The organism is Novosphingobium sp. FG90 (assembly GCF_057808725.1).
This window is the reverse complement of the sequence record NZ_JBMDIO010000001.1, coordinates 63,544-85,083: the sequence shown is the minus strand read 5'-3', so window position 1 is coordinate 85,083 and position 21,540 is coordinate 63,544. Positions and strand designations below refer to the sequence as shown.

At 66.8% G+C, this 21,540-nt stretch carries 17 protein-coding genes; 8 read left to right on the top strand and 9 right to left on the bottom strand.

Features of this window, described 5'->3' with window-relative positions:
* Positions 1-140 precede the first annotated feature (140 nt).
* From paoC to ACODRZ_RS00305, 5 genes are all read right to left on the bottom strand, one after another.
* Complete coding sequence (gene paoC / locus ACODRZ_RS00325; protein WP_488969031.1) at positions 141-2,336, bottom strand: aldehyde oxidoreductase molybdenum-binding subunit PaoC; 2,196 nt, start codon at positions 2,334-2,336, stop codon at positions 141-143.
* A complete protein-coding gene (locus ACODRZ_RS00320; RefSeq protein WP_488969030.1) occupies positions 2,333-3,283 on the bottom strand; it encodes an FAD binding domain-containing protein in 951 nt (316 codons plus the stop codon). The genes paoC and ACODRZ_RS00320 overlap by 4 nt, the downstream gene beginning before the upstream one ends.
* Complete coding sequence (gene paoA / locus ACODRZ_RS00315; RefSeq protein ID WP_488969029.1) at positions 3,280-3,918, bottom strand: aldehyde dehydrogenase iron-sulfur subunit PaoA; 639 nt, start codon at positions 3,916-3,918, stop codon at positions 3,280-3,282. Before paoA ends, ACODRZ_RS00320 begins: the two co-directional genes overlap by 4 nt.
* A gap of 199 nt (positions 3,919-4,117) precedes the next feature.
* Positions 4,118-5,428, bottom strand: a complete 1,311-nt coding sequence (locus tag ACODRZ_RS00310; protein WP_488969028.1) for an MFS transporter — start codon at positions 5,426-5,428, stop codon at positions 4,118-4,120.
* 74 nt (positions 5,429-5,502) lie between these two features.
* Positions 5,503-5,964 (bottom strand): Lrp/AsnC family transcriptional regulator, encoded by a 462-nt coding sequence (locus ACODRZ_RS00305; protein ID WP_008832262.1) that lies wholly within the window; start codon positions 5,962-5,964, stop codon positions 5,503-5,505.
* A gap of 135 nt (positions 5,965-6,099) precedes the next feature.
* On the opposite strand from ACODRZ_RS00305, the gene ACODRZ_RS00300 reads away from it, so the two are divergent.
* Positions 6,100-7,149 (top strand): Leu/Phe/Val dehydrogenase, encoded by a 1,050-nt coding sequence (locus ACODRZ_RS00300; protein WP_488969027.1) that lies wholly within the window; start codon positions 6,100-6,102, stop codon positions 7,147-7,149.
* 202 nt (positions 7,150-7,351) lie between these two features.
* Here the strand turns inward: ACODRZ_RS00300 and ACODRZ_RS00295 are convergent, their stop codons facing one another.
* The 3 genes from ACODRZ_RS00295 to ACODRZ_RS00285 form a co-directional block, all read right to left on the bottom strand.
* On the bottom strand, positions 7,352-9,142 hold the full coding sequence (locus ACODRZ_RS00295) for an acyl-CoA dehydrogenase C-terminal domain-containing protein (RefSeq protein ID WP_488969026.1): 1,791 nt from the start codon (positions 9,140-9,142) through the stop codon (positions 7,352-7,354).
* Between the two features lie 256 nt (positions 9,143-9,398).
* Positions 9,399-11,723, bottom strand: coding sequence for a 3-hydroxyacyl-CoA dehydrogenase/enoyl-CoA hydratase family protein (locus ACODRZ_RS00290; RefSeq protein ID WP_488969025.1), 2,325 nt, complete (start codon positions 11,721-11,723; stop codon positions 9,399-9,401).
* Positions 11,720-12,856: a thiolase family protein gene (locus ACODRZ_RS00285; RefSeq protein WP_488969024.1), complete on the bottom strand. Its 1,137-nt coding sequence runs from the start codon at positions 12,854-12,856 to the stop codon at positions 11,720-11,722. Before ACODRZ_RS00285 ends, ACODRZ_RS00290 begins: the two co-directional genes overlap by 4 nt.
* A 219-nt stretch (positions 12,857-13,075) precedes the next feature.
* Here ACODRZ_RS00285 and ACODRZ_RS00280 point away from each other — a divergent pair, with 219 nt between their 5' ends.
* Genes ACODRZ_RS00280 through ACODRZ_RS00260 form a run of 5 tightly spaced genes read left to right on the top strand, consistent with a single transcriptional unit; the run spans position 13,076 to position 17,856 of the window.
* Positions 13,076-13,516 carry a DUF2147 domain-containing protein gene (locus ACODRZ_RS00280; protein WP_488969023.1) on the top strand — a complete coding sequence of 147 codons (441 nt, stop codon included), beginning with the start codon at positions 13,076-13,078 and terminating at the stop codon, positions 13,514-13,516.
* Positions 13,517-13,570: 54 nt separating this feature from the next.
* A complete protein-coding gene (locus tag ACODRZ_RS00275) occupies positions 13,571-14,869 on the top strand; it encodes an OmpP1/FadL family transporter (RefSeq protein WP_488969022.1) in 1,299 nt (432 codons plus the stop codon).
* Positions 14,869-16,575: a long-chain-fatty-acid--CoA ligase gene (locus ACODRZ_RS00270; protein ID WP_488969021.1), complete on the top strand. Its 1,707-nt coding sequence runs from the start codon at positions 14,869-14,871 to the stop codon at positions 16,573-16,575. Before ACODRZ_RS00275 ends, ACODRZ_RS00270 begins: the two co-directional genes overlap by 1 nt.
* Entirely contained in the window at positions 16,572-16,991 is a 420-nt protein-coding gene (locus ACODRZ_RS00265) for a MerR family transcriptional regulator (RefSeq protein WP_488969020.1), read from the top strand. Before ACODRZ_RS00270 ends, ACODRZ_RS00265 begins: the two co-directional genes overlap by 4 nt.
* Complete coding sequence (locus ACODRZ_RS00260) at positions 16,984-17,856, top strand: acyl-CoA thioesterase (protein WP_488969019.1); 873 nt, start codon at positions 16,984-16,986, stop codon at positions 17,854-17,856. Before ACODRZ_RS00265 ends, ACODRZ_RS00260 begins: the two co-directional genes overlap by 8 nt.
* Here the strand turns inward: ACODRZ_RS00260 and ACODRZ_RS00255 are convergent.
* Positions 17,838-18,413, bottom strand: a complete 576-nt coding sequence (locus tag ACODRZ_RS00255) for a TetR/AcrR family transcriptional regulator (RefSeq protein ID WP_488969018.1) — start codon at positions 18,411-18,413, stop codon at positions 17,838-17,840. The two genes, ACODRZ_RS00260 and ACODRZ_RS00255, sit on opposite strands and share 19 nt — an antisense overlap.
* 137 nt (positions 18,414-18,550) lie before the next feature.
* Between ACODRZ_RS00255 and ACODRZ_RS00250 the strand changes: the two genes are divergently transcribed.
* Both ACODRZ_RS00250 and ACODRZ_RS00245 read left to right on the top strand, forming a co-directional pair.
* Positions 18,551-20,299: an acyl-CoA dehydrogenase gene (locus ACODRZ_RS00250; protein ID WP_488969017.1), complete on the top strand. Its 1,749-nt coding sequence runs from the start codon at positions 18,551-18,553 to the stop codon at positions 20,297-20,299.
* 176 nt (positions 20,300-20,475) lie between these two features.
* The gene (locus ACODRZ_RS00245; protein WP_488969147.1) at positions 20,476-21,537 is read left to right on the top strand and encodes an acyltransferase family protein; all 1,062 of its coding nucleotides are present in this window, start codon (positions 20,476-20,478) and stop codon (positions 21,535-21,537) included.
* The last annotated feature ends 3 nt before the right edge of the window (positions 21,538-21,540 follow it).

The window sequence follows — 21,540 nt, the reverse complement described above, 5'->3', positions numbered from 1 at the left end:
CGCTTCAATTCCTCCCCGAGCTTGTCTCGGGGAGGTGGCAGCCCGTCAGGGCTGACGGAGGGGAATTGTCCGAACTCCCCCTCCACCACCGCTTCGCGGCGGTCCCCTTCCCCGAGACAAGCTCGGGGAGGAATTTGCTGTCAGACCACTTCGCCCAGCTTGTCGAGGTGCTTGTCCAGCGTGATCGGATAGTCCCTCACGCGCACGCCGGTGGCGTTGTAGATCGCGTTCGCCACCGCCGCGCCGACACCGCACAGACCCAGCTCGCCGACGCCCTTGGCCTTCATCGGCGAAACCTTGTCGTCCGCTTCGTCGAGGAACACAACCTCCTGGTGCGGAATGTCGGCGTGGACCGGCACTTCGTAGCCCGCAAGGTCGTGATTGACGAAGAAGCCGAAGCGCTTGTCGACCGCCAGCTCCTCCATCAGCGCGCCGCCCACGCCCATGGTCATCGCGCCGATCACCTGACTGCGCGCCGCCGTGGGGTTGAGAATGCGGCCCGCCGCGCAGACCGCCAGCATGCGCCGCACGCGGGCCTCGCCGGTGTAGCGATCCACCGCCACTTCGACGAAGTGCGCGCCGAAGGTGGACTGCTGGAACTTCTTGCCCAGATCGCCGAACTCGATCGAGTCCTCGACCACGATCTCGCCGCCTTTCGCCGCGTCGGCAATGTCGGCGACGCGGTTGCCGACGTGGACCTGTCCGTTCTCGAACGTAGCTTCTCCGGTGCCGAGACCCAGCTTCGCCACGATCGCTTCGCGCAGCTTGACGCAGGCCGCGTAGAGCCCCGCCGTCGAGGAGTTCGCGCCCCACTGCCCGCCCGATCCGGCAGAGACCGGGAACGAGCTATCGCCCAGCTTCACCGTCACCTTGCCGAGCGGCACGCCCATCATCTCGGCCGCGGTCTGCGCCATGATGGTGTAAGTGCCGGTGCCGATGTCGGTCATGTCGGTCTCGACCGTCACCTGCCCCGAGGGGCTGAGACGAACCCGCGCGCCGGACTTCATGTTGAGGTTGTTGCGGAACGCCGCCGCCACGCCCATGCCGATCAGCCAGCGGCCTTCCTGCACCGTACCGGGCGCCTTGCGCCGCGCCCAGCCGAAACGCTCGGCACCCTCTTCCAGACAGCGCACAAGGTTGCGCTGCGAGAACGGGCGCTCGGGCTTTTCGGGATCGACCTGCGTGTCGTTGATGACGCGCAGTTTCACCGGGTCCATGCCCAGCTTCTCGGCGAGTTCATCGACGGCCATTTCCAGCGCCATCAGGCCGGGAGCCTCGCCCGGCGCGCGCATGGCGTTGCCTTCGGGCAGGTCGAGCACGGCAAGGCGCAGCGCAGTCATGCGGTTGGCACCCGCGTAGAGCAGCTTGGTCTGCTGCGTGGCGCCTTCCGGCCCGCCGCCCTCCAGATCGCCCGACCAGCTTTCGTGGCCGATGGCGGTCAGCTTGCCATCCTGCGTCGCGCCGAGGCGAATGCGCTGGATCGTCGCGGGGCGGTGGGTGGTGTTGTTGCCCATGAACGGACGCGGCAGCGCGACCTTGACCGGACGCTTCGCCGCCTTCGCGCCGAGCGAGGCCATCAGCACGTCCGAACGCAAGAACAGCTTCCCGCCGAAACCGCCGCCGATATAGGGCGCAATCAGGCGCACGTTCTCGGGGGGAATCTGCAGTGTGCGGGCAAGGTCGCCCGCGCCCCACGCGACCATCTGGTTGGCGCTCCAGACCGTGAGCTTGTCGCCCTCCCACGCGGCGATGGTAGCGTGCGGCTCCATCATCGCGTGGCTCTGGTCGGGGGTGGTGTAGGTCTGGTCGAGCTGCACCGGCGCGGCGGCGAAGGCTCCGGCAAAGTCGCCCACGGCGGTCGGCGCGTCGGAGCCGGTGGCGTCCGGCGCATCGACTTTGGCGGCGGCGAGGTCGAAGGCGCCGCCGTCGCGCGCGTAATCGACGTCGATCAGCGCGGCGGCGGAGCGGGCCTGCTCGAACGTCTCGGCGACGACCACGGCGATGGCCTGATGGTAGTGCTGGACCTTCGGCCCGCCGAGCAGCATCGCGGTGTTGAAATTGCCCTTCGCGATCTTGCCCGCGTTGCGGTGGGTGACCACGGCGATCACCCCGGCCGCGCGTTCGGCGCGCGAGGTGTCCATCGAGCGGATCGTGCCCTTCGCCACCGCCGAGCCGACGACGTAGCCGTAAGCCGGTTTCCCGGGCAGTTCCTGATGCTCGTAGGCGTAAGGCGCGTGGCCGGTGACCTTGAGCGGGCCGTCGATGCGCGTGGTGGGCTTGCCGACGACCTTCATGCGGTCGATCGGATTGGTCCCTGCGGGAGTGTCGAACTTCATGCCTTTGCCTCCGCAAGAACCGCCGCGATGGTGCGCTGGGCGAGGGTCAGCTTGAATGCATTGTCCTCGCGCGGGGTGGCCCCGGCGAAAAGGCGGTCGGCGACGGCCTTCGAGCCCTTGGGCAGCAGCGCGTCGGCTTCTTCGACACGCCACGGCTTCGGCGCGACGCCGCCGAGCGCGACGGCGCCCTCGCCGTCCTTGCCGATCACCGCCGCGACGGAGACGAGCGCGAAGGCGTAGGAGGCGCGGTCGCGGACCTTGCGATAGATATGCGTACCGCCCTTGGGCTTCGGGAGGGCGACGGAGATGATCATCTCGCCCTTCTCCAGCGCGGTTTCCACGTGCGGGGTCTGGCCCGGCAGCGTGTGGAAATCGGCGATGGGGATGGCACGGGTGGTGCCGTCGGGGCGGATCGTCTCGACCGAGGCGTCGAGCACGCGCATCGCCACCGCCATGTCGCTGGGATGCGTGGCTATGCAGGCGTCGCTGGTGCCGATCACGCCGAGCGGACGGCTGAAACCGCCGATCGCCGCGCAGCCCGAGCCAGGCTTGCGCTTGTTGCAGGGCATGTTGACGTCGTAGAAGTACGGGCAGCGGGTGCGCTGCAGCAGGTTGCCCGCCGTCGTCGCCTTGTTGCGCAACTGGCCCGAGGCGCCTGCGACGAGCGCGCGGGTGAGCACGCCGTAGTCCTTGCGCACGCGCGCGTCGGCGGCGAGATCGGTGTTGCGCACCAGCGCGCCGATCCTGAGGCCGCCGCCGTCAATCGGCTCGATCTTGTCCATGCCGAGGCCGTTGACGTCGACCAGGTGCGTCGGCGTCTCGATCTCCAGCTTCATCAGGTCGAGCAGGTTGGTGCCGCCCGCGATGAAGCGTGCGCCCGGCGTCGCGGCGACCTTGGCGGCGGCGTCCTGCGCGCTCGTGGCGCGCTCGTAGGTGAACGGCCTCATGCCTTCACTCCTGCGACCTGCGCCATAGCTTCGGCGATGTTGGAGTAGGCGCCGCAGCGGCAGATGTTGCCGCTCATCCGCTCGCGCATTTCGGTCGTCGTCATCGGCGAGGGTTTGGAAACGTCTGCGGTGACGTGACTGGGCACACCGGCGCGGATTTCCTCCAGCACCGCGACCGCCGAGCAGATCTGGCCCGGCGTGCAATAGCCGCACTGGTAGCCGTCATGCTCGACGAAGGCAGCCTGCATCGGGTGGAGGTTGTCGGGGCTGCCGAGGCCCTCGATGGTGGTGACCTCGTCGCCTTCGTGCATCACCGCAAGGGTCAGGCACGAATTGATGCGGCGGCCGTTGACGATCACCGTGCAGGCGCCGCACTGGCCGTGGTCGCAGCCCTTCTTGGTACCGGTCAGCTTCACATGTTCACGCAAGGCGTCGAGCAGCGTGGTGCGGGTGTCCAGCTCCAGCCGGGTCGGCTTGCCGTTGATCTTCAGGCTGACGGCGGCATGCGGCGGCGCGGCAGACGTGCCTTGCGCCATGGCCACATTGCCGGGGCCGAGCGATCCGGCGATCGCCGCGCCTGTCGCACTGGTCTTGAGAACGTCGCGCCGAGAGATCGCTCCGTATCCTTCCGTCATGGTTGAAGCTTCCTGTTACGGGACCGCCGTCGGCAAAGCCATCGCCGGATTCACGCCCTCCTTGCCGAAGACATGCCCTGTGTGCCCTTCAACACTGTGTGGACCCTTTAGTTTCTATGCGCCATTCCATCGACGTTGCATGCGATGTTGAATAACTCTCAACACTACGCTGAATTATGCATGGATGGATATAGTATCGTCAGCGGTCAAGCGGATTGCTCCGGCGCGTATCCGGCAGCATGAGCGCGGCAACCAGAGACACCACGCAAAACGCCGTGACGTACCAGTAGAAGCCGTGCTCCATGCCGCCCTGCTTGAAGGCCAGCGCAACGTTCTCCGCCGTGCCGCCGAAGATCGCGTTGGCCACGCCATAGGCCAGTCCCACGCCCAGGGCACGGACATGGACGGGAAACAGCTCCGCTTTGAACAGCCCGCTGATCGACGTGTAGAAACTGCAGATCGTCAGGCCCGCCGCGATCAGCAGGAAGGCCGCCACCGGGCTTTTCGTCACCGCCAGGGTGCTGAACAGCGGCACCGTGCACAGGACGCCCAGCACGGCGAAGGCGATCATGTTGGTGCGCCGCCCGATCCGGTCCGAAAGCAGCCCCATCAGCGGCTGCTGGATCATGAACACGATCAGCACCGCCGTCATCATCAGCGTTGCCGTCTCCTTGGCCATGCCGACGGTGAGGACGAGGAACTTCTGCATATACGTCGTGAACGAATAGAACATCAGGCTGCCGCCAGCCGTCAGCGCCGCGACGATCAGGAAGGCCCGGGTCGAGTGGCGGAACAGCTCGGCAAGGCTCCCGGCCTCGGCGCCGGAGCGGTCCCTGGCGCTGGCGGTTTCATGCATGTGGTCGCGCAGGATCACGATGCACCCGGCAGCGACGGCGCCGATCAGGAAGCCGATGCGCCAGCCCCACGCCTTCATCCCGGCATCGCCCAGCAGGTGCTGCAGCAGCAGGATTACCAGCGTTGCCGTCAGTTGCCCGCCGATCAGGGTGACGTACTGGAACGAGGACCAGAATCCGCGCCGCCTGGGTCCGGCGATCTCGCTGAGATAAGTCGCCGCCGTGCCGTACTGCCCTCCGGTCGAGAAGCCCTGCAACATGCGCCCCACCAGCAGCAGCGCCGGTGCCGCCGCGCCAATCATGGCATAAGTGGGCAGCAAGGCTATCAGCAGCGCACCAGCCCCCATCATCAGTACCGAGACCACCATCGCCCGCTGCCGTCCATGGCGATCGGCATAGCGGCCGAAGAACCACCCGCCGATCGGCCGCATCAGAAAACCGACGGCGAAGATGCCGCTGGTCGCCATGACCTGCACCAGCGCGTCGCTCTTGGGGAAGAACTCGGAGGAGAAATAGAGCGCGGTGAAGGCGTAGACGTAGAAATCGTACCACTCGATCAGATTGCCCGCAGAGCCCGCGACGATCGCCTTGAGGCGCATCCTGTCCGTCAGTTCAGGGGCTTCGGGGGTGGGTTCGATCGAGAGGGGGTGCGACATCCAAAACCTTTCGTCAGTTTTCCATCAACGGGGCTTCGACAAGCTCAAGGTGAGCTGAGCTTGTCGAAGCCCCATCAGATCGGCAACGCAGTCGTCGCCTTGATCTCCGACAGCGCGACCGTCGAGGTGATTTCCTGAACGCCGGGAAGCTGGGACAGCTTCTCGAAGAAGAAGCGCTCATAGGCGCTGATGTCCTCCGCGACCACCCGGATCATGAAATCGACCGAGCCGAGCAGCACGTAGCAGTCCAGAACCTCCGGGTATTCGCGGATCTTGGCGGCGAACTCATCGAGGTTGGCGCGGCCGTGGGCGTTGAGCTTCACCTGCACGAAGACATGCGCGTTGAGGCCCACCTTGTGCCGATCGACTATCGCCACGCGGCGCTGGATGAAGCCCTCACGCTCCAGCCGGTCGATGCGCCGCCAGCAGGGCGAGGGGGACAGGCCCACCCGCTCTGCAATCTGTGCCGTCGTCTGATTCGCGTCGCGCTGCAGTTCGCGGAGAATTTTTCGCTCATAAGGATCAAGTCCGGTCATTTTCACCGCATATCACGGACCGAACATCCTCGTCGCGTCGGATTTTGCGCGGGACGCTACAAATAAGGTCAGAACGCCCTTTCCTCTCCCGGCATAATGCACGCGCTAACACCACTCCCACATGGAGCCTTGACGATGGTTGCCCAGACCCGGCGCATGATGCCGCCGATCGAATATGTCCGCCTGTCCGACGAAGCCGCCGGTCTTGACGGCATCATCGCCATCCACTCCACCGCGCGTGGACCTGCGGCGGGCGGCTGCCGCCTGTGGACCTACGACGACCCCGAAGCCGCCATGCGCGACGCCTTCCGGCTGGCCGAGGGCATGAGCTACAAGAACGCCATGGCCCACCTGCCGCTCGGTGGCGGCAAGGCCGTGCTGCGCCGTCCGGCCGGTAACTTCGACCGCCGCGCGCTGTTCGAGGCGTTCGGCGAGGCGGTCGAGAAGCTGGATGGCCGCTACGTCACCGCCGAAGACGTCGGCACCGGCGTTGCCGACATGGAATGCGTGGCGCGCCACACTCGCCATGTCGCCGGACGCACCGCGTTGCCGGGTCTTGCGGGCGGCGATCCCTCGCCCTGGACCGCGCTCGGCGTGTTCGAGGCGATGAAGGCGGCGGTCGAGTTCCGCTACGGCAGCGGCCTTGCGGGCGTGACCGTGGCGATCTCGGGCGTCGGCAATGTCGGCGCGGGGCTGGCGCGGCTGCTTCACGGCGCGGGCGCGAAGCTGGTGGTCGCCGACATCGACCCGCTGCGCTGCGCCCGTCTCGCCGAGGAAACCGGCGCGCGGATCATGGGTGTGGGCGGCATCGCCGCCGTCGAGGCCGACGTCTTCGCGCCCTGCGCATTGGGCGGCGCGCTTGACGACGCGACGGTCGAGGCTCTGCAGGCCAAGGTGGCCTGCGGCGCGGCCAACAACCAGCTTGCCGCGCCGCATGTCGCCGACCTGCTGATGGAGCGCGGCATCGCCTATGCCCCGGACTATGTCGCCAACGCGGGCGGCATCATCAACGTCGCGGCCGAATACCTCGGCGAGAGCGAAAGCGAAGTGCGCGGCCGGGTAATGGCGATCGGTCCGCGCATGCGCGAGCTGCTGGATACGGCTGCCAGCGACGGCCTGCCGCCGCCGGTCGTGGCCGATCGCATGGCCGAGGAATTGATGCGGCCGGAGACGGTCGCGGCCTAAGACCTCGTCATTGCGAGCGCAGGGAAGCAACCCGGGGCGGTTTACGCAACTCTGGATTGCTTCGCTACGCTCGCAATGATGAAGAATTTGGTAGACCGCTCATTGCGCAATTGCACGGGTTCGCGAACAAGGTGGCCCACCTCTCAACACCGCTCAGCCTGAACGGTGTGGGGAGGGAGAAGATGTCCTCTCCCCTCCCCCATCAGAACGCCGCGTCTTCCAGCGCCATCATCGACGCCTTGCCCGCCTTGATCGCAAGGAACGCCGCCGTCGCCTGCGGCAGGATGCGGTCGAAGTAGAACTGCGCCGTCGCCAGCTTGGCCTTGTAAAAGCCCGCGTCCTCCGCACCTTCGCCGAGCCTGTCGCGCGCGATCAGCGCCGACTTCGCGAAGCAGTAGGCCATCGCCACCAGCCCCATCAGCCGCAGGTAGTCGGTCGCCGCCGCGCCGGCTTCCTCGGGGTCCTTCATGCCCTTCTGCGCGATCGTCCCGGTGGACAATTGCAGCGCGCCGAACGCCTTCTCCAGCGCCGCGATCATCGGCGCGAACTGGGCATCCGCCTTGTTGGCCTCGACAAAAGCCGACACCGGATGGAAGAAGCTGCGCAAGTAGCGGCCCATGTGCGCCGGCATCTTGCGGCCCACCAGATCGAGCGCCTGAATACCGTTGGTGCCCTCGTAGATCATCGCGATGCGCGCATCGCGGGCGTACTGCTCCACGCCGCTCTCGGCGATGTAGCCGTGGCCGCCGTAGACCTGCACCGCCAGATTGGCGCTCTCGTGGCCGAGATCGGTGAACAGCGCCTTCACCACCGGGGTCATCAGCGCGATGAAGTCCTCGGCGTTCTGCTTCACCGCCGGATCGGTCGCGTGCTTCTCGGCATCGAGCGCGCGGCTGACCCAGCCGCCCAGCGCGCGGCAGCCTTCGTTGTAGGCGCGCATGGTCATCAGCATGCGGCGCACGTCGGGGTGGACGATGATCGGATCGGCCGGGCCGTTCGGGTTCTTGACGCCCGACAGCGAACGGCCCTGCAGACGGTCCTTCGCGTACCAGACCGCCGACTGATAGGCCGCCTCGCCCACGCCGAGGCCCTGCACGCCCACCGAGACGCGCTCGGTGTTCATCATCTTGAACATGGCCTCCATGCCCTTGCCCGGCTTGCCGACGATCCAGCCGGTCGAATCGTCGAAGTTGAGCTGGCAGGTGGCCGAGGCCTTGAGCCCCATCTTGTGCTCGATCGCCGCGACCGAGACGCCGTTCGACGGACCGGGCGTGCCGTCTTCCTTCGGAAGATACTTGGGCACCAGGAACAGGCTGATCCCCTTCACGCCCTCGGCCGCATCGGGCAGGCGCGCCAGCACCAGATGGACGATATTGGGCGTCAGGTCATGCTCGCCCGCCGAGATGAAGATCTTGGCGCCGGTCAGCTTGTACGAGCCGTCCTCCTGCGGCACCGCCTTGGTGCGCAGCATGCCGAGGTCCGTGCCGCAGTGCGGTTCGGTGAGGCACATCGTGCCCGACCATTCTCCCGAGACCATCTTGGGCAGATAGAACTGCTTGAGATCGTCGCTGGCATAAGCCTCGATCGCGGTGGTGCCGCCGTGGGTCAGGCCGGGGTAGAGGCTGAACGAGAGGTTGGCCGAGCAGATCATCTCCTCGGTCATCTTGTTCACCGCTTCGGGCAGGCCCTGTCCGCCCCATTCGGGATCGGAGGCGAGCGCGCACCAGCCGCCGTCGCGGAACATGTCGTAGGCTTCCTTGAAGCCCTTGGGGGTGCGGACCACGCCGTTTTCCAGCGTGCAGCCCTCGATGTCGCCCGAGCGGTTGAGCGGCAGCAGCACTTCCTGCGCCACCTTGGCCGCCTCCTCGAGCACGGCATCGACCAGATCGGGGCTGAATTCCTCCAGCGCCTCCAGATTGCCGAAGCCGTCGTCCTGATGGAGTTCGTGGATCACGAACCGCATGTCGCGCAGGGGCGCCTCATAGACTTGCATGTGTCACTCTCCTCGCGGGTCGGGGTGGTCTGCCACCTTTTCGACCTTGCGTTTAAATCCGTCGTTCAATCCACCGTCACCCTGAACTTGTTTCAGGGTCCATTTCGCCGCTTGCCCCGGAAGGTCGCTTCACCAGCCGCCCTGACGGTTTGCGATCTGCGACCGCAGGTTGAGCGGCCCGATGGACCCTGAAACAAGTTCAGGGTGACGATGCGGGGGGCGAGCGCTGGGGGTTGCATCCCGCCCTCTCCCATCGTCAGTTCCGCAGCGGCTTGCCGGTTTCGAGCATGTGCTCCACCCGGGCGATCGAACGGGGCTCGCGCACCAGCCGCATGAACGCCTCGCGCTCCAGCTTGAGCAGTTCCTGTTCGCTGACCACGTCGACCAGATCGGCCTCGCCGCCGGTCAGCACTGTCGCCAGCGCATCCGACACCACCATGTCGTAGTCCGTCGCCTTGCCCTGCTTGCGGAAGCCCTCGGCCGCCATCGACAGCGCGGTGCGGCCACTCTTGCCGGGCAGGCGGAAGTGCGGGGCCTCGCGCGGCTTGTAACCCTTGACCAGCGACAACGCCTTCTGCTTGGCATCGTAGAGCAGGCGGTCGCGGTTCATGGTGATCGCATCGTCGGCGCGCAGGAACAGCATCTCCTTCGCCTGCGCCGCAGACTTGGAGACCGAGGCGGTGGACACCGTCTCGAACACCTTGGCCACCGCAGGCATCGGCCCCTTCGGCATCATCGGATTGCTCTGCCAGCGGTCGAGCAGTTCGCCATTGCCGCCCCAGCCCGGCACTAGGCCGACGCCGCATTCGACTAGGCCCATGTAAAGCTCGGCGTGGGCCTGGATCGCATCGCAATGGAGCAGGATTTCGCACCCGCCGCCCAGCGCCATGCCTGCAGGCGCGCCGACCACCGGGAACGGCGCGTACTTGAGGCCCTTATACGCCATCTGCCCACCGGCGACGAGCTTCTCGATTTCGCTCCACGCGGCGATGTTCACCGCGAAGATCGCGAGGCCGAGGTTGGCGCCCGCCGAGAAGTTGTCGGCATCGGTATAGACGACCAGAGCCTTGTACTTCGATGCCACCAGCGGGATCGCCTCGACGATCAGCTTCATGACCTCGCCGTCGAGCGCGTTCATCTTGCCGGTGAATTCGAGCGCGGTGACACCGTCGCCAATGTCCCACAGCGCGGCGGAGGCGTTCTTGAGCAGTGGTTTGCCTGCCAGCTTCACATCGGCGAGGCTGAGGACGCCTTGGGGGCGTTTAATGTCCTCGTAGGTGCCGCCCGGTGCCAGTGCCTGTCGCACCCCGTTTTCGATGCGATAGAACGGCCTGTCGCCCGCGACCTTGAGGATTTCCGGGACGGGTTTCCCTTCAGATTCAAGGCGCTGCGCCAGCCAGGCGGCGCCCAGCTTGTCGATCATCTCGAACGGCCCGGCCTTCCAGTTGTAGCCGAGCTTCATCGCGTCGTCGATCGCGACAACATCGTCCGCCGCCGAGGGAATCAGCGAGGCCGCATAAGCCAGCGTCCCGCCCAGAACCGCCCAGGCATAGTCGCCAATCGGCCCCTTGGTCTCGACCAGCGCACGAAGGTCGCCGCGCAATGCCTTACCCGAGGGGCCGGCGGCGCGGATGGTCTCGCGGTACTCGCCGGTAGCCAGGTCGATGGTTTCCTTGCGGCGGCCCATCTCCTTGTTAAGACGATAGAATCCGCCCTTGCCCTTGCGGCCGGTATAGCCCTCGGCAATCATCTTCTCGATCAGCGGATGGCTGCGCGCGATGGCGTGGTAGGGGTCTGCCTTGGGCAGCGTCGAGGTCAGGCTGGCCTGCAGATGCGGCATGAGGTCGATTCCGACGAGATCGACGAGGCCGAAAATCCCGGTCTTGGGCACGCCCATGGGCTTACCCGCGACGGCATCGGCCAGTTCGACGCTCAAGCCCTGGTCGAAGGCCGCGTTGAGGCCCAGCTGAATCCAGTAAGTGCCTATGCGATTGGCAATAAATCCCGGCGTGTCCTTGGCCTTCACCACCGTCTTGCCCATAGCCACGTCGGCGAACTGCTCGACCTTCGCGGCGACAGCGGCATCGGTATCCGGCCCGGTGACGATCTCCAGCAGCCGCATGTAGCGCGGCGGGTTGAAGAAGTGAGTGATGAGGAAGTCGCGCCTGAACGCCTCGGACCGGCCATCGACCAGCTGCGCCAGCGGGATCGTCGAGGTGTTGGACGACACCGCCGTCCCCTCGCGCTTCACCGCCTCAAGCTTCGCGTAAAGGCCCTGCTTGATGTCGAGGCGCTCGATAACCGCCTCGATCACCCAGTCGCATTCGGCAATCTTTTCAAGGTGGTCCTCGATGTTGCCGGTCTCGACCAACTTGGCCGCCGCCTTGCTCATGAAGGGCGCGGGCTCGGTCTTGAGCATCTTCGCGACCGCACCTTCGGCCACGGCATTGCGGTTCGCACCGTCCTTCGGGACGATATCGAGCAGCAGCACCGGGACGCCCGCATTGGCGACCTGCGCGGCAATCCCGGCACCCATGGTGCCCGCGCCGATGACGCAGACTTTCTTGATCGGCTGGCTCATTCCACGGCCTCCAGAACGGTGGCGATGCCCTGCCCGCCGCCGATGCACTGGCTGGCGAGCGCGTACTTGCCGCCCTCGCGCTTGAGCAGCGATGCCGCCTTGCCGACGATGCGCGCACCGGTCGCGCCAAGCGGGTGGCCGATGGCGATCGCGCCGCCGTCGATGTTCACCTTGGCGGTGTCGAGGTTCAGGTCCTTGATGCAGGCAAGTGCCTGGGATGCAAAGGCTTCGTTGAGTTCCACGACGTCGAGGTCACTGGCGGAAATCCCCGCGCGCTCCAGCGCCTTCTGGCTCGAGAGGATCGGGCCGAGGCCCATAGTCTCGGGCGCGCAGCCGGAGATCGCAACGGACTTGATGCGGGCGAGGATCGGCAGTCCGTGAGCACGCGCGTATTCCTCGGTGGTCACCAGCACCGCGCTGGCGCCGTCGGTCAGCGGGGAGGAGGTGCCCGCCGTCACCGAACCGTTGGCATCGAACGCGGGCTTGAGGCCAGCAAGAGCTTCGGCGGTGGTTTCGGGACGGATCGTACCGTCCTCGCTGACGGTGCCGCCCTTGGTTTCGATGGGCACGATCTCGTCGGCCAGCTTGCCGGCTTCGCGCGCGGCGGCGGCCTTCTTCTGGCTCTCGACGGCGAGCGCTTCCTGTTCGCCGCGCGAAATCTGATACTGGGTGGCGACGTTTTCGGCCGTCTCGCCCATGCCGATGTAAGCGGCGGTCGACCTGGCCAGCGCCGGGTTCGGCAGCGGATTGAAGCCGCTCATCGGCACCCGGCTCATCGATTCGATACCGGCGCAGATGAACACCTCGCCAGCCCCTACGGCGATCTGACCCATGGCGATGTGAATCGCGCTCATCGAGGAGCCGCAGAAACGGTTCACCGTCATCCCGCCGACCGACTGCGGCAGTCCCGCAATCTGGCCGATCAGGCGCGCGACGTTAAGCCCCTGCTCTCCCTCGGGAAAAGCGCAGCCGACGATGATGTCCTCGATATCGGCGGGCTCCACGCCGGTCTTGGAAATCAGCCCCCGGATCACCTGCGCGGCGAGGTCGTCGGGGCGGACGCGGGCGAGTGCGCCCTTGTTGGCCAGGTGAAACGGCGAACGGGCGTAGCCCGCGATCACGACGCTTTGCATGCATTCCTCTCCATGGGCGGACCCGGCCGGCTTGAGTGCCGAATCCATAGCGATCCTCGTTCTCCCGAACGTCTTCCCTTAAGGTGCGAATCTTTCCCTATACGTCAAGAAAATTTTGGGATATGCCGAGTCCATCCGGTCGGGATCGGTCGTCACCTGCGAAGTCAGGGGCACGGTTCCAGCTTAGAAATCCGGGCGAGAGAGATGGAGAGGTCGCAAATGCACTTCCTTAAACTGACAACGCTGGCGTTGGGTTCCAGCGCTGCGATAGTCGCCGCAGCGCCGGCGCTGGCGGCGGATCCGGGCGCGCTGGCCGGTTCGTGGCGCACGCCTGCCAAGCACGGCGTGGTCGAGATTGAGCGCTGCGGCGGCTCGATCTGCGGCAAGCTGGTGTCTTCCGAAAACATCCTGAAGAACCCCGACCTCAAGGACATCAACAACAAGGACGCAGCGAAGCGCGACCGCCGCCTCAAGGGGCTCCAAATCCTCGGCGGCTTCAAGCAGGACGGCAACGCCTGGTCGGGCGGGACGATCTACAACCCGGAAGACGGCGGCACCTACAAGGCCACGATCACGCCTGCGGGCGCCGACACCCTCAAGCTCAAGGGCTGCATCGTCTGGCCTCTTTGCAAAACCCAGACATGGACGCGGATCAAGTAAGCCGCGCGGCAGTTAAGTAGCTGCCAATAAGCAATTACCTAGGGAGAGTACCGAATGCATACCAAGTACAACCGCATCTTCCTTGCGAGCGCGGCCAGCGTCGTCGCCTTCGCGTGGAGCGGATCTGCGAGCGCTCAGGCGTTCTACCTTCAGGAGCAGTCCGTCCGCGGACAGGGCCGCGCCTTCTCGGGCGAGGCGGCTGATACCGGCGTCGATTCCCTCTGGTGGAACCCGGCTTCGATCGCGGGCCTGCAGGGCGGTGAGGCATCCGTGCGCGCCAGCGCGATCCTGCCGCGCGGCAAGGTCGTGGACAACGGCACCGTGATCGTGCGGCCGCTGCAGGCCCCGGCCTCGGTCGGCGGCAATCCGGTGGCGAAGAACCCGATCGATAACGGCTACCTGCCTTCGGGAGCGATCGCCTATGGGTTCGGCCGCGTGGCGGTGGGCCTGTCGCTGACGGCACCCTATTCGTTCACCACCGACTACGACGCCGACAGCTGGGCGCGTTACAGCGCCGACAAGACCAAGCTGCGCACTTACGACATCCAGCCCTCGATCGCGGTGGAACTGGCCAAGGGCCTCTACATCGGCGGCGCGGCGAACATCGAGTATGTCGATGCGACGTTGGGCAACTACCTCCCCAACCTGTCGCCGCTGCTGGCGGACGGGCACCAGACGCTCAAGGGCAACGGCTGGGATGTGGGCTGGTCGGCCGGTGTGCAGTACCATGACGGCCCGGTCTCGCTGGGCTTCGCCTACAAGTCCTCGATCAAGCACAAGCTGGATGGCACGGTGACGCTCGAAGGGCTGGCCGGTCCGCTCGCGGCGCAGAACGGCACGATCGACGCCAAGGCTTCGTTCAGCACGCCGTGGATGTTCATCGGCAGCGCCCGCGCGCAGATGAGCAAGAGCCTGACCCTCAACGCGCAGGTCGTGCGCATGGGCTGGAGCGAGTTCGACACCATCGACATCGGCGCGCCGATCAACCAGTCGATCCCCGAGAACTACCGCAACAGCTGGACCTGGGCGATCGGCGCCGATTATCAGGTCAACCCGCAGTGGGTCCTGCGCACCGGCTTCCAGCGCGGCATCACCCCGACGCAGGACGGCAACCGCGACGCGCGCGTGCCGGACAGCAACCGCTGGAACTTCTCGGCAGGCACCAGCTATTCGCCGAGCCCGGCCTTCACCATCGACGCGGCGGCCTCGTACATCACCTTCAAGGATGCGCCGATCGACCGCATCACCGCTGCCTATGCGGGCACGGCGGTGCAGACGCCCGTGATCACCAATGGCGAGTTGAAGGACGCTTCCGCTCTTGTCTTCTCCCTTGGCGCAAGGATGCACTTCTAATGATCGACGCGGCGACGATCGGCGGGGTCGCTTCCGCCACTGCCTCCTCAACGACGGACGAGATGCCGCCGATCGCGCCGCGTCTTCTGACCGACCTGCTCGACCATGCAGTAGAAGCGCATGGAGCATGGCCGGCGGTCGACTTCATGGGCCGCAAGTGGACATATTCGGAAATCGGCGCGCTTGCGAAGCGTGCCGCCCGCGGCCTGCAGGACCTTGGCGTCACCAAGGGCACCCGTGTCGGCCTGTGCCTGCCCAATACGCCCTACTACGTGGTCGCCTATTTCGCGGTTCTGCGGATCGGCGCTGTCGTGGTGAACTTCAACCCGCTCTACACCGAGCGCGAGATGGCGCATCAGGTCACCGACTCCGGCTGCGAGGTGATGATCGCCACCGATCTCGCGCTCTGCCTGCCCAAGCTGGAGCCGCTGGTCGGCAAGACCTGCCTCAAGCGCGTGGTCGTCTGCCCCTTCGCCGACGCTCTGCCCGCGATCAAACGCCGCGCCTTCCTGCTTTTCAAACGCCACGACATCGCGCATGAGCCGCACGACTTGCGCTATGCCCGCTGGGCGAACCTGATCGCCCGCGACGCCGAGCCGGACGCGGTCGAACGCCACCCCAACGACCTCGCGGTGCTGCAGTACACCGGCGGCACCACCGGCGTGCCCAAGGGCGCGATGCTCAGCCATGCGAACCTTGCCGCCAATTCGGCGCAGATGATCGCGCATGTCGGCCATATGCCCGAGCATCAGGAGCGCACCCTCGGCGTCCTGCCGCTTTTCCACGTCTTCGCACTGACCACGGTGCTGAACTATTCGGTCGACACGGCAGCGGAGATGATCCTGCTCCCCCGCTTCGAGATGAAGTCCTTCCTCGCCACCGCCAAACGCACGAAGCCGACACAATTCTTCGGGGTGCCCACACTCTACACCGCGCTCAACCACCAGCAGCTTCACGGCGAATTCGACAACGTGCGCGTCTGCATTTCCGGCGGCGCGCCGCTGCCGCTGGAAGTGCGCCGCGAGTTCGAGCAGAAGACCGGGGTGAACGTGGTCGAAGGCTACGGCCTGTCGGAAGCCAGCCCGATCATCGCCTGCAACCCGCTCGAAGGGCTGGTGAAGGACAACTCCTGCGGTCCGGCCTTCCCCGGCACCGCGCTGGAAATCCGCGATCCCTCCGACCCGACGCGCCTCTGCGCTCCCGGCGAGAAGGGCGAAGTCTGCGCGCGCGGCCCGCAGATCATGCAGGGCTACTGGGGTCGCCCCGAAGACACCGAGAAGACCTTCATCTACGGCGCCCTGCGCACCGGCGACATCGGCTATCTGGATGAGGACGGCTATCTGTTCCTCGTCGACCGGATCAAGGACGTGATCCTGTGCGGGGGCTACAACGTCTATCCGCGCATCATCGAGGAAGCGCTCTACGAGCATCCGATGGTCGCCGAGGCGGTCGTGATCGGCATCCCCGATGCCTATCGCGGTCAGGCCCCCAAGGCTTTCGTGGTGCTGCACGGCGGGGACATGCTCGATCAGGAGACATTGCTGGACTTCCTGCGCGAACGGCTGAACAAGATCGAGATGCCCGCCTCGATCGAGTTCCGGGATTCGCTCCCCAAGACCATGGTAGGCAAGCTGTCCAAGAAAGACCTCGTCGCGGAAGAAGCCGCCAAGCGCGCTGGCCAGAGCGCGGGCGGAAACGCAGCTTGAGCGCCGCGCCCGCCCCCGAGCCGCCGCAACTGCTCGGCATCCAGGAAGCCGCGACGCTCCTTGGCGTGACGATGCGCACCTTGCGCTTCTACGAGGACAAGGGCCTGATCGCGCCGCAGCGCGCGGGCACCACCCGCATCTATTCGCGCCGCGAGGTCGGGCGGATGCAACTGATCCTGCGCGGCAAGCGGCTCGGCTTCTCGATCCGCGAGATCAAGGATTTCCTCGACCTCTACGACGTCGATCCCGAGCATCACGAACAGGTCCGCGCCCTCAAGTCCAAGGTCGGCGAGCGTATCGCCGACTTGCGCAAGCAGAAGCACGCGATCGAACAGACGCTGGACGAACTGCTCTCCATCGAGCGGCAGGCGCTTGCATGGCTCGAAGGCACGCCGCTAAGGCCTGTCGATGACTGATCCTGTTGCTGCCGTCGCCGAACTGCGCGCCCTCCTCGAAGTCGAGGAGATCGACACCGACCTGTTCCGTGGCGGGGCCTCCGAAGAACGGCCCGGCCGCGTGTTCGGCGGCCTTGTCGTGGCGCAGGCGCTGGCGGCGGCCGCGCGCGATCTTGCGCGCAGCGATCGGCAGGCGCATTCGCTCCACGCCTATTTCCTGCGCGCCGGGGATACGACGCGGCCAATCATCTACCGCGTGCTGCGCGACTTCGACGGCGGCAGCTTCGCCAACCGGCGCGTCGTGGCGATGCAGGGCGGCAAACCGATCCTCAACCTGGCGGCCTCGTTCCATCGGCGCGAGGACGGCTTCGCCCACGCCGCCGCCATGCCGCAAGTGCCGAGCCCCGAGCAGTGCCCTGACCTCGTCACGGCGCTGGCGGCGACGGGCCAGAAATTCCCGCAGGCCATGCTCGACCGCCTCGCCGCGTTCGAAATCCGGCCCGGCCCGCCCGCCGCGCAAGGCTCGGATACGCCGCGCCAGTTCCTGTGGTTCCGGCTGGCCGCGCCGGTCGAAAGCGACGACGTATTCAAGCGCGTCGTCCTGACGTATGCCAGCGACTTCGCACTCGTATCCACGGCGATCCTGCCGCATTCGAAGGCGATCTTCTCGCCCGGTCTGCAAGTGGCGAGCCTCGACCATGCGGTGTGGTTCCATTCCACTCCGCCGGTGGACGACTGGCTGCTCTACACGATGGACAGCCCTTGGGCCGGTCACGCGAGGGGCTTCGCGCGCGGCGCCCTCTACGACCGCGCGGGAACGCTGGTCGCCAGCGTGGCGCAGGAAGGGCTCTGCCGCGCGGTGCCCGCTCAGCAACCGACCGCGTAGACCCCGAGAATCTGGTCGGCGACTTCGTCGAGACTGAGGCGCCCCGGCCGATACCACTCGCTCGCCGAATTGAGCGTGGCGAGCAGCAGGATGCGATAGATCGCCGGGTCGCGCCCCGGCTGCGGCGGCAGGGCATCTACGAGGTCCGCGAACAGTAGCTCGAACGCATCGCGCCGCGCGACCAGTTGCACGCGCACGGCTTCGGGCACCGCGCGAAAGTCGTTCATCAGCGGCATCGTCAGCGAGGCCGGGTCGATCTGGATCGCCAGCAGCACCCGGCACGCCGTGGCCAGCCGCGCGGCGGGTTGCTCCACCCCCTCGATCGCCGCGCGGATGCGGTCTTCCGCCGCCTGCAGCGCCGCGTCATGGATGCGCACGAAGAGCGCGTCCTTGCTCTTGATGTAGTGGTAGAGCGAGCCGCCCAGCAGGCCCACCCGCTCGCCGATGTCGCGAACGCTGGTCGCGGCATAGCCCCGCTCGGCGAAGAGGGCGGCGGCGGCGGCCACGACCTCGTCCTCGCGCGACGGGTTCGGCTTGTCGGGATGGCGTGCGTTCATCGGCCCTGCGTTGGCGCGCCGCCGCCCGATCGGCAAGGAAATTCAAGGGTCACGGCGCCACCACCTTGATTGTAACGATCGTTTGGTACATTGACGTGCAAAGCCGCGCAAGCGCGCAAGACCCCGTGGAGACGATCATGCCCTCGACCTACCAGCCCCCCGTCGCGACGATGCGCTTCCTGCTGGAGCACGTGCTCGACTTCGATGCGCAGATGGCCGCGCTGCCGGGGCTGGAGGAAGTGACGAGCGAACTGGCAGGCGAAGTACTGACGATGGCCGGCCGCATGTGCGCCGAACGCCTCGCTCCGCTGAACCTGCCGGGCGACGCCGCGGGCACGAAGCTCGTCGATGGCAATGTCGTGACCGCCCCGGGCTTCGCGGAAGCCTATGCGGAATTCGTCGAGGCGGGCTGGCCCGGCCTTGCGGGCGATCCCGAGTTCGGCGGACAGGGCCTGCCGCGCACCGTCCAGATCATGCTCGACGAGATGGTGTCCGCCGCCAACTTGTCCTTCGGCCTGTTCCCGGGCCTCACTCGCGGCGCTGCCGAGGCGCTCGCCGCGCACGGCTCGGACGAACTCAAGGCCACCTGCCTCGGCAAGCTCGTCACCGGCGAGTGGTGCGGCGCGATGGCGCTGACCGAGGCTTCGGCGGGCACCGACCTCGGCCTGCTGCGCACCCGCGCCGAACCGCGCGGCGACGGCAGCTATGCGGTTACGGGCACCAAGATCTTCATATCCTCGGGCGACCAGGATTTCGGCAACAACATCGTCCACCTCGTCCTCGCCCGCCTGCCCGATGCTCCGGCCGGAGTGAAGGGCATCAGCCTGCTGCTCGTCCCCAAGTTCCTGCCCGGCACGAGCGGCGCCTTCGACGAGCGTAACGCGATGTCGGTCGGCGCGCTGGAGCACAAGATGGGCATCCACGCCCAGCCCACCTGCGTCATGAACTACGACGGTGCCACCGGCTGGCTGGTCGGCGAGGCCGGGCGCGGGCTCAACGCGATGTTCACGATGATGAATGCCGAGCGCCTGTTCGTCGGCATTCAGGGCCTCGGCCTTGCCGATGCGGCGACGCAGAACGCGGTCGCCTATGCCCGCGAACGCCTGCAGGGCCGCGCCTCGGACGGTCGCCCCGGCACCGTGCCGATCATCGCCCATGCCGACGTGCGCAAGATGCTGCTCGCCTGCCGCGCTTTCGTTGAGCCCGCACGCGCCCTCGCCGCATGGACCGCGATCCGCATGGACGTCGCCGACCGTCACCCGGACGCCGCGACGCGCGATGCCGCCGCTGCCGACGTCGCGCTGCTGACGCCGGTGGTGAAGGCCGCTTTCACCGACTTCGGCTTCGAGACGACGGTGCTGGCGCAGCAGGTCTTCGGCGGCCACGGCTACATCCACGAAGCCGGGATGGAGCAGTTCGTCCGCGACGCGCGCATCACGCAGATCTACGAGGGCACCAACGGCGTACAGGCCATGGACCTCGTCTCGCGCAAGGTCACGCTGAACGGCGGCGCCCCCTTGCGCGCCTACCTCGACGCCATCGCGGCCGACCTGCAGGGCGACGATCTGCTGGCCGCCGAAATGCGCCGCGCCCTCGCCATGCTGGAGGAGGCCAGCGCCACCATCGCCGCGGCGGCGGGTGATGCCGACACCCTCGGCGCGGCGGCGACCGAGTACCTCAACCTCTTCGCGCTGGTCTCGCTGGGCTGGATGTGGGTGCGCATCCTCGCTGCGGCTCCCGCGCTGGAGGATGCCCGCACCCGCGATACCTACACCGCCATCGCCGCCTATTACGCGAGCTACGTGCTGCCCCGTGCAGGCGTGCACGCGGCGCGCATCGCCGCCGGTCCGGAAACCGTCATGGCGCTCGACGAAGCGCTGTTCTGAAAGCCTTTTCCCTTGCCCCTCTCCGCTCGTCCCGCCGCCCGCGCGGCGTGACGCATAGGCTTGGCATCGTCTGCGCGAGGCAACCACTGCGCCTCGCAGGCTTTATGATGACAAAAGCACATACGGAGCATGGATGATAATGGGCGGGACACGGCTTGGCTGAACCGAATAGCGACATGCAAAGCCGGCGCTCCGATGCGATCCGCATCGCGCGCGTCATCTGTATCGCAGGCATCGTCTACGTCCATGCCTGGACGGGATTGTCCGGCTACGAACTCGATCTGGCGCGCGGCACGCCGCAGGAAACCTTGCGCTGGGTCCTGATGGAAGGGTTCGGGCGCAGCGCGGTGCCGCTGCTGGGGCTGATCTCCGGCTGGCTGGTCGCGGGCTCCTCGCGCACGCGGCAATGGGGACCGCACGTCGCCCGCAAGGCGCGCACGATCCTGCTGCCGATGGTGCTGTGGAACGCGCTGGCGGTGCTGCTGGTGTCAGGCGCGGCATGGCAGTTCGGGCTCGCCGCGCCCATGCCGCAGTCGGCTCGCTGGCTGGTCGAGGAACTGTTCATCGTCACCCGCCCGCCCGACATCAACGTCCAGATGCCGTTCCTGCGCGACCTGTTCCTGTGCATGGTGTTGGCGCCGCTGCTGGTGCGCCTGCCCTCGAAGGCGCTGGCGCTGCTGGCGCTGGCGGCGGGGACCTGTCACATTCTGGGGATCGGCCCTCCGGTGATCCTACGCGCCTCGATCCTGATGTTCTTCACCATCGGCATCATCGCCCGCCGCGCCAATCTTGCCGAGCGGGTCGCGGCATGGCCCGCCGTCGTCGCGCTGGCGCCCTTCGTGGCGCTGATGCCGCTGCATCTCTACGTCTCGATCGGCGATGCCCGGCCGTTCGACGATGCCTCGACGGCGGCGGTGGACCTTGCCGCGCGGGTCGCCGCATCGCTGGCGGTATGGTGGCTGGCCTGGCGTCTCGTCGCCACCCGAGCCGCGCCGCTGCTGCGCCGCATCGAGCCGTACATGTTCTTCTATTTCTGCGCGCACCTGATCCTGATCTGGCTGCTGGGGCCGGTCGTCGGCAAGCTGACCGGCAAGCTCGGCTCGCCGCTCTATCCGATCTATTTGATCGGCCAGCCCTTCCTGATCCTCGGCGCGGTGGTGGCCATCGCCAAGGGGTTGCTCATGGTGGCGCCGGGGCTGGCGGGCACGCTGAGCGGCGGGCGACTGAAGCGCGCCTGACCC

What these genes read in the sequence shown, in the direction of transcription:
- paoC (WP_488969031.1), bottom strand. Translation starts at nt 2,336, where the DNA reads ATGAAGTTCGACACTCCCGCAGGGACCAATCCGATCGACCGCATGAAG.
- ACODRZ_RS00320 (WP_488969030.1), bottom strand. Translation starts at nt 3,283, where the DNA reads ATGAGGCCGTTCACCTACGAGCGCGCCACGAGCGCGCAGGACGCCGCC.
- paoA (WP_488969029.1), bottom strand. Translation starts at nt 3,918, where the DNA reads ATGACGGAAGGATACGGAGCGATCTCTCGGCGCGACGTTCTCAAGACC.
- ACODRZ_RS00310 (WP_488969028.1), bottom strand. Translation starts at nt 5,428, where the DNA reads ATGTCGCACCCCCTCTCGATCGAACCCACCCCCGAAGCCCCTGAACTG.
- ACODRZ_RS00305 (WP_008832262.1), bottom strand. Translation starts at nt 5,964, where the DNA reads ATGACCGGACTTGATCCTTATGAGCGAAAAATTCTCCGCGAACTGCAG.
- ACODRZ_RS00300 (WP_488969027.1), top strand. Translation starts at nt 6,100, where the DNA reads ATGGTTGCCCAGACCCGGCGCATGATGCCGCCGATCGAATATGTCCGC.
- ACODRZ_RS00295 (WP_488969026.1), bottom strand. Translation starts at nt 9,142, where the DNA reads ATGCAAGTCTATGAGGCGCCCCTGCGCGACATGCGGTTCGTGATCCAC.
- ACODRZ_RS00290 (WP_488969025.1), bottom strand. Translation starts at nt 11,723, where the DNA reads ATGAGCCAGCCGATCAAGAAAGTCTGCGTCATCGGCGCGGGCACCATG.
- ACODRZ_RS00285 (WP_488969024.1), bottom strand. Translation starts at nt 12,856, where the DNA reads ATGCAAAGCGTCGTGATCGCGGGCTACGCCCGTTCGCCGTTTCACCTG.
- ACODRZ_RS00280 (WP_488969023.1), top strand. Translation starts at nt 13,076, where the DNA reads ATGCACTTCCTTAAACTGACAACGCTGGCGTTGGGTTCCAGCGCTGCG.
- ACODRZ_RS00275 (WP_488969022.1), top strand. Translation starts at nt 13,571, where the DNA reads ATGCATACCAAGTACAACCGCATCTTCCTTGCGAGCGCGGCCAGCGTC.
- ACODRZ_RS00270 (WP_488969021.1), top strand. Translation starts at nt 14,869, where the DNA reads ATGATCGACGCGGCGACGATCGGCGGGGTCGCTTCCGCCACTGCCTCC.
- ACODRZ_RS00260 (WP_488969019.1), top strand. Translation starts at nt 16,984, where the DNA reads ATGACTGATCCTGTTGCTGCCGTCGCCGAACTGCGCGCCCTCCTCGAA.
- ACODRZ_RS00255 (WP_488969018.1), bottom strand. Translation starts at nt 18,413, where the DNA reads ATGAACGCACGCCATCCCGACAAGCCGAACCCGTCGCGCGAGGACGAG.
- ACODRZ_RS00250 (WP_488969017.1), top strand. Translation starts at nt 18,551, where the DNA reads ATGCCCTCGACCTACCAGCCCCCCGTCGCGACGATGCGCTTCCTGCTG.
- ACODRZ_RS00245 (WP_488969147.1), top strand. Translation starts at nt 20,476, where the DNA reads ATGCAAAGCCGGCGCTCCGATGCGATCCGCATCGCGCGCGTCATCTGT.